Origin of the sequence: Parapedobacter soli, assembly GCF_025460835.1 — a bacterium.
GTDB classification, from domain to species: domain Bacteria; phylum Bacteroidota; class Bacteroidia; order Sphingobacteriales; family Sphingobacteriaceae; genus Parapedobacter; species Parapedobacter soli.
The window spans coordinates 1-13,555 of record NZ_JAMXAY010000035.1; the positions used below are offsets into that span (position 1 = coordinate 1).

Below are 13,555 nucleotides of genomic sequence, written 5' to 3' on the forward strand. Positions count from 1 at the left end.
TGATTGATAAACAAATAAATGATTTAAACATATTCTGATGAAAATGACGAGTATCCATACTTGCGGACTTCGATCAAATTTTGATGCGGCGGGATCTTCCGTGTCGTAGCATGCTCCAGGACCAGCCATCCACCGTGCTTTAGCAGCCCCGCATCGAATATGCGTCGGGGAATATCGGATAGCTCGGCCATTTCATAAGGGGGGTCTACAAAGATGAAGTCAAATTCACCTTTACATGAAGCGATAAACTTCAATACATCGGCACGGACCCCCTTCACCGCCGTCAAATCCAGCTTCCTGGCCGTCGCTTTGATATACTGTATGCATTTGAAATGGACATCGACCGCCGTAACATGACCGGCACCACGGGAAGCGATTTCAAAGGTCACGTTTCCCGTGCCGGCACAAAGGTCCAGCACGTCAGCACCTTCAAAATCGATACGGTGCTGCAATATGTTGAATAATGCTTCCTTCGCCATATCCGTCGTCGGGCGGACCGGCAAACTGGTTGGTGGCTGTAGCCGTAATCCGGCATGGCTACCCCCTATGATTCGCATGGATATAATCCGAGAAGTGAAAGAAACCGATGCTGATAGGGTGCCATTTCGGCCGGCACATGGATACCTGTCAACGCGCCACTGTCTGCCAGCACCACCTTTTGGGCATAAGCGGCGGCACGCTCATAGCGGCTGTCTCCCTGGTCAACATCACCCGCCAGGAGTACCGTGGGTTGCCCCGAATCCGATCCGAGCTGGTTTATCACACCCAGTAGGTGGTAGCTGAAGTCGTCTACATGGTTGTCTTCAACATCATGGCAATACACTAACCGCCCCCTATTGAAAACCCCAAAGGTTATCCAAGGTGCATGCCGTTCGGCAACCACAATGGGTCCGTCTGCCTGCATCCCGTGTGCTGCAACGGCATTCAACAGTGCCTGCACCAGCGGATAGCTTCCTGCGTCAGGAAACCGCCCCATAAACGGTTCCACCTCCACCCGATTGATCTGGTGGAGCAATTTGATGCCTAGCGAAGCGATATCGGAAACATGTGCTGTACCAACGCCATCAAATGGAAGATAACTAAGATAGGTCCCTTGCTGTTGCTCATCATACACCTCGGCGGGGATCAGTGAATACCGGCTATCGGAAACCGCCAGCTTCACGGTGCCGAAGTCGAGATCGAGAAGCGCCGACACTTCAGGTTCGGCATTTGCAGGTTCGTAAGCGGCTGCAAATTTCAGTTGCCGTGCCTGATCAACGACGGCCAACTTATGGGTTTCCACACCCACCCCGATCAACAGGGTATGATCTGTCGCTTGTTTCCCGTCAAAGTGGGTCGTTGTATATATCATGCTGATTTATTTGCGTTGGCAAACTTACTTAGATAAATCATTTTGAACAAACTTTTGGGTACCTTTGGCCGTGCAGCTAGTTGAATTGATCTCCAGCCGCTTTCCTATGCGGCCTACAAAACAGCAAGGCGAAGCGCTGCGGCAGCTTGCCGATTTTCTGGTGGACCAAGGGGATTACGAATCCCGTTGTTTTGTACTCAAAGGGTATGCCGGTACGGGTAAGACTACGATCATCAGCGCCTTGGTAGCCGCATTGCCAGCGTTGAATATGCGGACCGTGCTATTGGCCCCCACCGGGCGGGCGGCTAAAGTGATGAGCGGCTACTCCCGGAAGAAGGCGTTCACGATCCACAAAAAAATCTACCGTAAAAAAGTCGCACTGTCGCCAGATATGACCTTCAGCCTCGCCGACAACATGCATAAGGATACGCTGTTTATCATAGATGAAGCATCTATGATTTCCAATGAGCGGCAAACCTTCAACGGACGGAGCCTCTTGGAAGACCTCATTCAGTACGTGGCCAACGGCGAGCGGTGCCGTTTGCTGTTTGTGGGCGATACCGCCCAGCTCCCGCCCGTGGGGCTGCTGCAAAGTCCCGCCCTGGACGCAAAGGCCCTATCGAGGCAGTTTGGTTTAAATGCAACCACTTACGAACTTACCGACGTAGTACGGCAGGAAAAAGATTCGGGCATTTTGCATAACGCAACAACCATACGCCAACAAATCCAAACGGCCACCGGCAAAGCGCAAGAAGAACCGCTCCCCTTCCCGCAGTTTACGGTGAAAGGCTACCCGGATATTTACCGTATGACCGGCGAACGGCTCATCGAAGGGCTGCACTATGCCTACGATAAATACGGCATGGAAAACACCATCGTCATTTGCCGCTCAAACAAGAACGCCAACCTCTACAACCAGCATATCCGCAACCAGATCTTGTTCCGCGAGGAAGAACTGACCGGGGGCGACTACATCATGGTAGTGCGTAACAACTACTTTTGGCTGGCTAACGAATCGGAACGGGCAGATTTCATCGCGAATGGCGACATGGCGCAGGTAAGGCGCGTGCGCAATGTACACGAGCAACATGGTTTCCGCTTTGCTGATGTAAGCCTCGAATTCATGGACTCGGAAGAGACTGAACCTGTTGACTGCCGGGTGATGCTCGATACGCTCCACAGCGATACCGCAAACCTGCGGCAGGAAGACCAGCAGCGCCTATTTGAAGCTGTAATGGCAGATTATGCAGACATCACCGATAAAAAAGAACGGCTAGCCGCCCTCAAAGCCGACCCCTACTACAATGCGTTACAAATCAAGTTTGCCATGGCGGTTACCTGCCACAAGGCACAGGGCGGACAATGGCAAGCTGTTTTTGTAGACCAAGGCTACATCACCGAAGACCTGCTCGATGTGGAGTTTTTACGCTGGCTGTATACAGCGTGTACCCGCACCACCCACGAATTGTTCCTCGTCAATTTCCACGAGCGGTTTTTTATTTAAGTCGTAAGCTATAAGCCGTAAGTCGCTGACTATAATTGAAGATTTCAGATTCAAGGATAAAGGACTTAAGCCTGAGGACTTAGGGCTAAAAGCTATAAGAATATTACAATCGACCGTAAACAAACCAGCTGCTTTTTTGTACTAACACCAAGCACCAATCGTAACAACTGTCGTATGAAGGGAGAAAAGAGGGCTGGTGATGACAGCCCAAAGCCCGTGCTCCGTATGGTCGATGCCATGGTTATCATTGTTGGTATCGTCGTGGGGGCGGGTATCTTCCGCACGCCCTCACTGGTGGCGGCCAATACGGCAAGCTGGGAACTGTTCTTGTCGGTCTGGTTGCTGGGCGGCGTGGTCTCGTTGGTCGGCACATTATGCTATGCGGAGTTAACTACAGCATTTCCAAACACGGGTGGCGATTACCATTTCCTGATGCAAGCTTTTGGAAGGCGGTTTGCTTTCCTGTTTGCTTGGGCCCGGGTAAGCGTGATCCAAACGGGATCGATTGCACTGCTTGCTTTCATTGTGGGCGATTACGTCTCACCGCTGTATCACCTCGGCGCCTACTCTTCGGCGATATACGCCGCTCTGGTGGTGATTGCCCTCACCTTGGTCAACATCATCGGCGTCACATTCGGCACTGGCTTACAGAAAATCCTGCTGGCCATCCAGTTTTCCGGATTACTGCTGGTTATCATCGCCGGCTTCTTCATATCGCCAGCTCCCGCAGCACTTTCTGAGATACCCGCGGCGAGCGAGGGCAACAATACCGCGCTGGGCCTAGCCATGGTGTTCGTACTGCTTACCTTCGGCGGCTGGAATGAGGCTGGTTATATATCGGCCGAGCTACGGTCGGGCAGCCGCAAAATGGTGCAGGTGCTCGTAATGAGCATACTGGCAATCACCGTGATATACTTGTTGATCAACGGAGCTTTCGTCCGTGTGCTCGGTATGGAGCGGATGGCGGCCTCAGACGCTGTTGGTGTCGACCTGATGCGGGTGACACTCGGCGAGCCGGGGGTTTTTCTCATCGGGGTACTGGTGGCCCTGGCAGCCCTCACCTCCGTCAACGCGACCATCTTTACCGGCGCACGGACTAATTATGCCCTGGGTCGCGATTTCAACGCGTTTTCGTGGTTGGGGAAGTGGCATGAAAAAACATCGTCACCGGTCCACGCATTGCTTGCCCAAGGCATCGTTGCCTTGGCGCTTATCGGCCTTGGTGCAATGACGCGCGACGGATTCCAGGCGATGGTCGATTTCACGGCGCCCGTATTCTGGTTCTTTTTCCTGACCATCGGCATCTCCCTTATGGTGTTGCGGAAGAAAAAGCCCCACGCCCCACGGCCATTCAGCGTCCCGTTGTATCCAATCACGCCGATTATATTCTGCGGATCGTGTGCGTATTTATTGTACTCAAGCTTGATGTACACCGGTGTGGGCGCACTGGTGGGTGTAGCTGTTCTGTTATTGGGCATGTTATTTTTCTTTATCATACGATAAGGCTTTGCCGCACAGCAGCGTTAGGGCGTACCACACATTTTAACCAACATGATACATAGGTAAACAAAACAATACCAGCAATCGCTTGTTTTCCCTCTGGTTAGCCCGATATGCTACCTTGGATATGCTAATATAAATCAATAAAAATAACACAAAAAGATGAGCGCAATGAAAAATTGGTTGATTGTTTTGCTTGTGGGTGTATGCACGGCTGCCTATGCCCAGAAAACCGAATTGGATGTACCTTACGTACCCACCGATCAGAAAACGGTTGAAGAAATGTTGAAGCTGGCTGGCGTAAAGCCGGGAGATGTGGTTTACGACCTCGGATGCGGCGATGGCCGTATTGTCATCACGGCAGCCGCGAAATTCGGCGCTACCGGTGTAGGTGTAGACCTCAATCCTGAGCGGATCAAAGAAGCCAATGCAAATGCTGCGGCCGCAGGCGTAACCGATAAGGTAACATTTGTATTGGGTGACCTTTTTGAATTCGACTTCAGCAAAGCCAACGTGGTAACGATGTACCTCCTGCCGTCGGTGAACCTGGCACTACGGCCGAAACTCCAAAAGGAGCTGAAACCCGGAAGCCGCATCGTGTCGCACGATTTCGACATGGGCGATTGGAAACCCGAAAAGACGGTCCGTGTGGGTACCCACGACACCATTTTTTTATGGACGATCAAGTGATAGCCGGTAGCCATCACGAAATCAACGACTGTCCGAAGCGGCACCTTCTTTCTTGTTCCAAAGATAATACACCGGTATGCCCAGCAATACGATGATCAGTCCCGGCCAGGTAAAGGTGGGTTGGTAGATCAAAAGGCCCACGCAGATGGTAAATGCCGCCACCACATACAGCGCGGGTAATACGGGATAGCCTACGGCCTTATACGGCCGCTCGGCATCGGGAAGCTTACGACGTAGGATAAATACACCGGTGATAGTGAGTGCGTAAAAAATCAATACGACAAAAATGACGTAGTTGAGCAGGTCGCCATACCGTCCGGTAAGGCACAGCACCGACGTCCAAATACACTGCGCCCAAAGGCCCCAGCCGGGCACCTCGAAGCGGTTCAATTCACCGGCCCTTTTGAAAAACAGTCCATCTTTAGCCATGGTATAATATACACGCGCGCCGGCCAGGATCAGACCGTTATTGCAACCAAACGTTGAGATCATAATCATCACGGCAATCACCAGTGTACCTACCTCGCCAAAGATGGCCTGCGCCGCCACCACCGCTACACGGTCGGCCGGCGCAGCCGCAATTGTTTCCATAGAAAGTGTGGCCACATACATTAAGTTGGCCGAAACATAAACAATGGTAACTATCAGTGTGCCAAGGAAGAGGCTCATCCCGATATTCTTCCGCGGGTTGCGTATTTCACCTGCAATAAAAGTAACATTGTTCCACGCGTCGCTAGAAAAGAGTGAGCCCACCATAGCCGACACAATGCCGGCAAACAGCGCCGCCCCCGCTATCGGCGCCGCCGTGCCGCTACTCACATCCCACCGTACGGCTTCCCAGGCCGTAGACCAATTCGCAGCCCAGATATCAGCGTTAAACGCACCAAAAAGCCCCATGACTATCAGTCCGCCCAACGAAAGGATTTTGACTATCGTAAAAACAGTTTGGATAACCTTCCCGTTTTTGACACCCCGTGCGTTTACCCACGTGAGGACAACTATCGTAGTGATAGACACCAGTTGGGCCGCATTGATTTTCACAATCCCCAAGTTCCATAATATATTTCCATCGCTTAATACGGGAAAGATGTAGGAGGCAAACTTGGCAAAAGCCACCCCCACCGCAGCAATGGTGCCTGCCTGGATAACCATAAAAAGCGACCACCCGTAGAGGAAAGCAACAAACCGGTTATATGCCTCCCTCAGGTACACATACTGGCCACCGGCCCGCGGAAACATGGACGACAACTCTCCATAGCTCAGCGCTGCGATAATAGTGATCACACCCGTAAGTACCCAGATAAAAATAAGCCAGCCAGCACTGCCTACATTCCGTACGATATCAGAGCTTACAATAAAAATCCCGGATCCGATCATCGATCCGGCCACCAGCATGGTCGCATCGAGCAGTCCCAGCTCACGCTTCATGTCATTATGTTGTTCGTCGGAGGCATGCATCAAGGTTCGTTCAATTTATCCGATTAGTTGTGCCGAAAGTAGGCAAATAATATGAAATCACGGAAATAAATTTGTTTATTGCGATAAGCATCTTATTTTTGGCGACTCTTTGTTAGGACCTATTTTGACAATGAAGAGATTTATGGACAATTGAATTGGTTATAATGGAATTTTTACAAGAAAATTTGATTTATCTCATACCCGTATTGGGTTTGGTGGGCATCATCGTGATGATTGCTAAATCAGCATGGGTGAGCAAGCAAGACGCGGGCGATGACAACATGAGGTCGCTTGCCGGCCACATCGCCGATGGCGCCATGGCATTTCTGAAGGCCGAGTGGAAAGTACTTTCGTACTTCGTAATCATTGCGGCTCTCCTGTTGGCCTGGTCGGGCACGCTGGTAGAAACCTCATCGTGGGTTATTGCCATTTCGTTCATCCTCGGCGCATTTACCTCTGCCTTTGCCGGCTACATCGGCATGAATGTAGCTACCAAAGCTAACGTGCGGACCACCCAGGCTGCGCGTACGAGCCTCACCAACGCACTCAAGGTGTCGTTCGCGGGCGGTACCGTAATGGGATTGGGCGTAGCTGGCCTGGCCGTATTGGGAATGGGCGCGCTATTCATTGTGTTTTATCAAATCTACGTGGTAAGTACCGGCGGCAGTGTAAACGGGCTTGAAATGGAAAAAGCCCTGGAAGTGCTTGCCGGCTTCTCGTTGGGTGCTGAGTCTATTGCACTTTTTGCCCGTGTAGGCGGCGGTATTTATACCAAAGCAGCAGACGTGGGTGCCGATCTCGTCGGTAAAGTTGAGGCAGGCATTCCTGAAGACGACGTGCGCAACCCGGCTACAATTGCCGATAACGTAGGCGATAATGTGGGCGACGTTGCCGGTATGGGTGCAGACCTTTTCGGTTCATACGTAGCCACCATATTAGCCACCATGGTATTGGGACGTGAAATTGTTTCAGCAGATAACTTCGGAGGTATTGCCCCCATCCTACTGCCCATCCTGATTGCCGGGCTGGGGCTTATTTTCTCGATCATCGGAGCATCTTTGGTCAAGGTCAAAAATGATCAAGGTGACGTTCAACAGGCACTCAATATCGGCAATTGGTCGTCGATTATCTTCACGGCGATAGCATCATATTTCGTAGTAGGCTGGCTACTGCCCGAGCAACTCGAACTGCGCGGCGTATCATTCACATCGATGGATGTGTTTTTCGCGATTGTCGTAGGCCTCATCGTTGGGGCACTCATGAGTATCGTCACCGAGTATTATACAGCTATCGGTAAACGTCCGGTCAATTCCATTGTGAAACAATCGTCTACGGGGCATGCCACCAACATCATAGGTGGACTATCCATCGGGATGGAGTCTACGGCTATTCCCATCCTCATACTCGCTGCGGGCATTGTTACCTCGTATGCGTTTGCCGGGCTTTATGGTGTTGCCATCGCAGCGGCCGGGATGATGGCTACTACAGCCATGCAATTAGCCATCGACGCGTTCGGCCCCATAGCAGACAACGCCGGTGGGATTGCAGAAATGAGCGGGCTACCTAAGGAGGTGCGTGAGCGTACAGATAAGCTGGATGCTGTCGGGAATACCACCGCCGCTACCGGCAAAGGGTTCGCCATTGCTTCGGCAGCGCTGACCGCCCTCGCCCTGTTTGCCGCTTTCGTGGGTATTGCCGGCATCGATGCAATCAACATTTACAAAGCGCCGGTACTGAGTGCCCTCTTCGTCGGCGCGATGATTCCATTTATCTTCTCGTCGCTCGCCATTGCAGCGGTAGGCCGTGCGGCCATGGCCATGGTAGAAGAAGTACGGCGCCAATTCCGCGAAATACCCGGTATCATGGAGTATAAAGCAAAGCCCGAATACGATAAGTGCGTAGCCATCTCGACAAAAGCTTCTATCCGTGAGATGATCCTCCCCGGTGCTATTGCACTGGTTGTTCCTCTCTTGGTGGGCTTCGGTTTCCAAGGTGTATTTGAAGACACATCTTCGGCCGAGATATTGGGTGGCCTGTTGGCCGGAGTCACCGTATCGGGCGTATTGTTGGGTATGTTCCAAAACAACGCAGGTGGAGCATGGGACAATGCTAAAAAATCGTTTGAAGCAGGTGTTGAAATCAATGGCAAGATGGAATATAAGGGATCGGATGCCCACAAGGCTTCTGTAACCGGGGATACCGTGGGCGACCCATTCAAGGATACTTCCGGGCCCTCCATGAATATCCTGATCAAACTGATGTCTATTGTGTCGCTGATCATCGCGCCGCATATCAGCGTGGGCGGAGGCCAAAGCCACGCAGTGGAAACCACCGTTGATACGCAGGAAAAGGTGATTGTGTACGAAGCAGCTGAAGTAGACGGAAAATCCACAGTCTCTTTGTTTTAAGATTCCACAGCAGTACTGATTATTGTGACAGCAACATATTTAAGAGGGTGCCGGATACCATTTCGGCACCCTCTTTTTTATGCGGCTAAACTGGCAGGAATGCATCGCTGGGTTATCTGGGGGTGCTGATGTGTGAAAAAAATTGCTTTCATTACTAAGAAAAATTTGTAGGTTTGGCCATACACTGACGAATTACCTGAATTGTAAAGGAGAATAGTATGTTATTTAAAAAATCGATTCCAACCTTAATCGCAGAGGCCGCGGAGAGTGGCGAAGGAACACTGAAACGGACATTAACGAGTAGTGGGTTGGTTGCGCTGGGCGTTGGTGCTATCATCGGTGCCGGTCTCTTCTCACTTACCGGTATAGCTGCTGCTGAGAATGCGGGCCCTGCCGTGACGATCTCATTTATCATTGCCGCCACGGGCTGTGCATTCGCCGGGTTATGCTACGCCGAGTTTGCCGCCATGATTCCCGTGGCAGGAAGCGCCTATACCTATTCTTATGCCACCATGGGCGAATTTGTAGCTTGGGTAATCGGGTGGGATTTGGTACTCGAGTACGCCCTCGGTGCCGCTACGGTGGCATCGAGTTGGTCTCAATATTTTGAACAGTTTTTATCCGAATTCGGTATCCATATCCCACACGCCTTCCTCCACGGCCCCTGGGAAGGGGGTATTGTGAACATACCCGCCATCATCATCGTTTGCCTCCTGTCGTTGCTGCTCATGCGGGGCACGCAGGAGTCGTCGTTCGTCAACAACATACTGGTAATCGTGAAAGTAGCGGTGGTGCTGATATTCATAGCGCTGGGCTGGAGCTTCATCAATCCGGCAAACCACGTGCCGTTCATCCCTGCAAACGAGGGGGAACAAATGCTCAAATCGGGCGAACTAGGTTTCTTTGAGTTTTTCCGAAGCGACTATTTCGGCCAATACGGCATCAGTGGTATCATGCGGGGTGCAGGTGTGGTATTCTTCGCTTTCATCGGATTTGATGCGGTAAGTACAGCTGCGCAAGAAGCCAAGAACCCGCAAAAAGGAATGCCTATCGGCATCATCGGGTCACTCATCGTTTGTACAGTCCTTTACGTACTGTTCTCTTTTGTGATGACCGGACTGGAAAACTACCAGGCATTTGCCGGCGACGCTAAGCCCGTAGCCACGGCATTCGCAAAAACGGGATATACCTTTCTGAATACCGCCTTAATCGTAGCCATCCTCACTGGTTACACCTCAGTGATGCTGGTGATGTTACTCGGCCAGAGCCGCGTGTTTTATACCATGAGTAAAGACGGGCTGCTGCCTAAGTTCTTCTCGGATTTGTCCAAAAGACAAACACCGTGGAAGACCAATGCCATATTCATGGTCTTCATCAGCATTTTCGCTGGGTTTGTTCCCGTCGCCGAATTGGGCCACATGGTAAGTATCGGAACGTTGTTTGCATTCACATTGGTATGCATCGGTGTGATGGTACTCCGCAAAACAAACCCCAATGCAGCACGGCCTTTCCGTACACCGCTGGTACCGTTGGTGCCGATACTCGGTATCGTCGTATGTATCGCGATGATGGCCTCCCTTCCCGTTGAAAGCTGGGAACGGCTAGCAATCTGGATGGCTGTCGGCATTGTTATCTACTTTTCATACAGCAGATACCATAGCAAGATACGGCTTGCTGAAAAAGCCAAGCAATCGCAAGACCCTACCGCGTAAGCGGGATAAACACAATGATTTTGTACTGCCTTCCATTTATATGGGAGGCAGTTTTTTTTATAGGCGATATTCACACCTCAACTGGATTGTTGACAAAAAATACGTTAGATAATAATTTGCTAACGCAAATTTAACACCTAAAAAGTTACCTTTGCAGCGTAACATACCATTCACCCCATGAATGAATCGTTTCCTAGCGCACGCGACATCATTCTTTTCAACAAGAAAAGCTGCATTTCACTGTTTACATCTGACTTTATCATTTTATTATTTACGCATGAACACAAAAACTACTAAATGTTTTGTACTGGCTGCTATGCTGATGCTGCTTAGCAACCATTCGTGGGCACAACGTGTGCTCACCGGCAAAGTTACCGACCGGGAGGGTCCCGTGGCCGGTGCCACTGTCCTGGTCAAAGGCACATCCAGTGCCACGGCTACAGACAGCGATGGGAATTTCAGCCTCTCTACCGACGTGGAATCGGGCGAACTGATTGTCCGTATCCTCGGTTTCACCAGCAAATCCGTGCCTTTTTCGTCGCAGGCAAACCTAGGCACCATCATTTTGACATCGTCCGACTCACAGTCGCTTGAAGAGGTAGTGGTTGTGGGTCGCGGTATCATAGACATCGCCGAAGACCGCAAAACACCCATCGCGGTATCTACGGTGTCGCGTGCAGAGATCTTGGAAAAAGGGGTTGGGAACGTCGAATTCCCCGAGATCATGAAAAATATCCCCTCTGTGTTCATCACCAACCAAGCGGGCGGCTTTGGCGACAGCCAGAACTTCCTCCGTGGGTTCGACCAATCCAACACGGCTTACTTATTGAACGGACAGCCGATCAACGGCATGGAAGACGGCAATATGTACTGGTCGAACTGGAGCTCCATAGCCGATATCGCTAATGCTGTGCAGGTTCAACGCGGTCTGGGCTCTTCCAAATTGGCCATCTCCTCCGTGGGCGGAACGGTCAACATCGTGACAAAAGCCACCGATATGCAAGAAGGCGGTTCAGTACGATTCATCACCGGAAACTATGGCTACGCCAAAGGAACCGTTTCATACAACACCGGGCTACGCGGAAAGTGGGGTTTCTCCATGTTGCTCGACTACTGGCGCGGCGATGGGAAATATGCTAAAGGCACCGCAGGCGAAGGACAAAGCTACTTCTTCTCCGTAGGCTACAAACCCAACGAGCGGCATAATTTCAATGTCATGGTATTCGGCGCGCCGCAATGGCACGACCAGAATTATTCCAAAGCATTGGAAACTAGCCGTAACTCAAACGGAACCATCCGAACCCCAGGCTACGACATCACCGGTATCAAAGGAAACTCCAACTACGGTTACCTGAATGGCGAAGGCCTCGCCATCCGTAAAAACTATTACCACAAGCCGGTTGCAAACTTCAACTGGGACTTTGACATCAACGAGAAATCGTCGTTGTCTACCGTAGTTTATGCATCACTGGGACGTGGCGGTGGCGCAGGACCCCTGGGAAATGGACTGAGCTTCATCGGCCCCGAATTCGGCGGCGGTTACCTGTCTGATGGTTCGATTAACTGGCAGGGTGTTGTAGATTACAACGCGACCATTGCTAACGGCATCGGCGCTGGTCGTGACGGGTCTATGCTGCGTGCATCTGCCAACAACCACGCCTGGTATGGTCTGGTAACGAATTACAACTTCGATACCCAGCGCTATTTTACCTTTAACGTGGGTGCCGACATCCGTTTCTACCATGGCGACCACTTCCAGCAATTGGTCGACAAATTAGGACTGCAAGCGTGGAACGCTCCGAACGCCAACCGCGGTGAGGGCGATTACCTGGTCACGAAGACTTTCAAAGCCAACCCATGGACTGCCTTATTCAACCCTGCCGCTGAAGAATACCGCGTGGGCTACGACAACTCCGAGCAAATCAATTACCAAGGCGTATTCGGGCAGGCTGAGTTCAGCAATGGCATCGTTTCGGCGTTCGTCCAAGGGGCAGTTTCCAACCAGTCCTACCAGAAGTTCGACCGCTGGAACTACGCCGGCGGCCAAGCCGAATCACCTGTAGAAAACAAGCTAGGTTATAACGCCAAAGCGGGCCTCTCATTCAATTTCGAAGAAAACCACACCATCTTCGCAAACGCCGGGTTCTACTCCCGCCAGCCGTTCCTGGATAACGTATTCATCCAGAACACGGTGGATTTCACCGATCCGGTGGTAGACAACGAAGAGATTTTGGGCCTTGAAGCCGGATACCGGTTTACGACCACTAACTTGACGGTCAACCTGAACGGCTACTACACGTCATGGGCAAACCGATTCCTCCTGTTTGGCGGATCTTATGGCAATGACAATATAGATGGTGCTTACCTGCTTACCGGCATCACCCAGTTGCATAAGGGGTTGGAGCTCGATTTCCAATCGTATATCACACCCAGCTGGATGCTGCGTGGGTATGCCACGGTGGGCGACTGGCAGTACGACGGAGAAACACCGTTCCGCTTCCGTGAAGAAGTAAATTCTGAGATTATCGGTACCGGCGATTTGGATTTGTCAGGTGTTAAAGTGGGCAATGCGCCGCAGACCTCCTTTGGCTTGGGCACCAAATACAACATCCTCCCCGACCTATCGGTCGATGTGGATTTCAACTTCTACGACAATCTATACGGCCAGGTAAATCCCGAAGATGTGGTTGGCGCCGCGCTTGACAATGAAGTTTATGCTTCTGAGAAGTTGGATGGCTTCGGCATTGTGGATGCCGGCCTTTCATACACTTTCCGCTTAGGTGTCCAGCGGCTTAAATTCAGGGGCAACGTGTACAACGTGTTCAATAAAGAGTACTTCGGCCGTAAAGACGGTTTCGGGTACTTTTACGGCTTGGGCACCACTTGGAATGCCGGGCTCACCTACAGCTTCTAAAACCCGTATCTAAAACCG

The 13,555-nt window shown here is 51.3% G+C and carries 9 protein-coding genes; 6 read left to right on the forward strand and 3 right to left on the reverse strand.

The window, feature by feature from the left end; genetic code table 11:
• Positions 1–23 precede the first annotated feature (23 nt).
• On the reverse strand, positions 24–557 hold the full coding sequence (locus tag NGM62_RS14565; protein WP_262248986.1) for an RsmD family RNA methyltransferase: 534 nt from the start codon (positions 555–557) through the stop codon (positions 24–26).
• Positions 545–1,351, reverse strand: a complete 807-nt coding sequence (locus tag NGM62_RS14570) for a DUF3822 family protein (RefSeq protein ID WP_262248987.1) — start codon at positions 1,349–1,351, stop codon at positions 545–547. The genes NGM62_RS14565 and NGM62_RS14570 overlap by 13 nt, the downstream gene beginning before the upstream one ends.
• Positions 1,352–1,457: 106 nt before the next feature.
• Between NGM62_RS14570 and NGM62_RS14575 the strand changes: the two genes are divergently transcribed.
• From NGM62_RS14575 to NGM62_RS14585, 3 genes are all read left to right on the forward strand, one after another.
• Entirely contained in the window at positions 1,458–2,855 is a 1,398-nt protein-coding gene (locus NGM62_RS14575; protein ID WP_262248988.1) for an ATP-dependent DNA helicase, read from the forward strand.
• A gap of 174 nt (positions 2,856–3,029) precedes the next feature.
• Complete coding sequence (locus tag NGM62_RS14580) at positions 3,030–4,358, forward strand: APC family permease (protein WP_262248989.1); 1,329 nt, start codon at positions 3,030–3,032, stop codon at positions 4,356–4,358.
• Positions 4,359–4,517: 159 nt separating this feature from the next.
• A complete protein-coding gene (locus NGM62_RS14585) occupies positions 4,518–5,045 on the forward strand; it encodes an SAM-dependent methyltransferase (protein WP_262248990.1) in 528 nt (175 codons plus the stop codon).
• A gap of 21 nt (positions 5,046–5,066) precedes the next feature.
• On the opposite strand, the gene NGM62_RS14590 is transcribed toward NGM62_RS14585, so the two are convergent.
• Positions 5,067–6,503 (reverse strand): APC family permease, encoded by a 1,437-nt coding sequence (locus NGM62_RS14590; protein ID WP_262248991.1) that lies wholly within the window; start codon positions 6,501–6,503, stop codon positions 5,067–5,069.
• A 164-nt stretch (positions 6,504–6,667) separates the two neighbouring features.
• Between NGM62_RS14590 and NGM62_RS14595 the strand changes: the two genes are divergently transcribed.
• The 3 genes from NGM62_RS14595 to NGM62_RS14605 all read left to right on the forward strand — a co-directional run bounded on the left by NGM62_RS14595 (position 6,668) and on the right by NGM62_RS14605 (position 13,537).
• The gene (locus tag NGM62_RS14595; RefSeq protein WP_262248992.1) at positions 6,668–8,911 is read left to right on the forward strand and encodes a sodium-translocating pyrophosphatase; all 2,244 of its coding nucleotides are present in this window, start codon (positions 6,668–6,670) and stop codon (positions 8,909–8,911) included.
• Between the two features lie 218 nt (positions 8,912–9,129).
• Positions 9,130–10,623: an amino acid permease gene (locus NGM62_RS14600; protein ID WP_262248993.1), complete on the forward strand. Its 1,494-nt coding sequence runs from the start codon at positions 9,130–9,132 to the stop codon at positions 10,621–10,623.
• Between the two features lie 277 nt (positions 10,624–10,900).
• Positions 10,901–13,537, forward strand: coding sequence for a TonB-dependent receptor (locus tag NGM62_RS14605; protein WP_262248994.1), 2,637 nt, complete (start codon positions 10,901–10,903; stop codon positions 13,535–13,537).
• Positions 13,538–13,555: the final 18 nt, after the last annotated feature.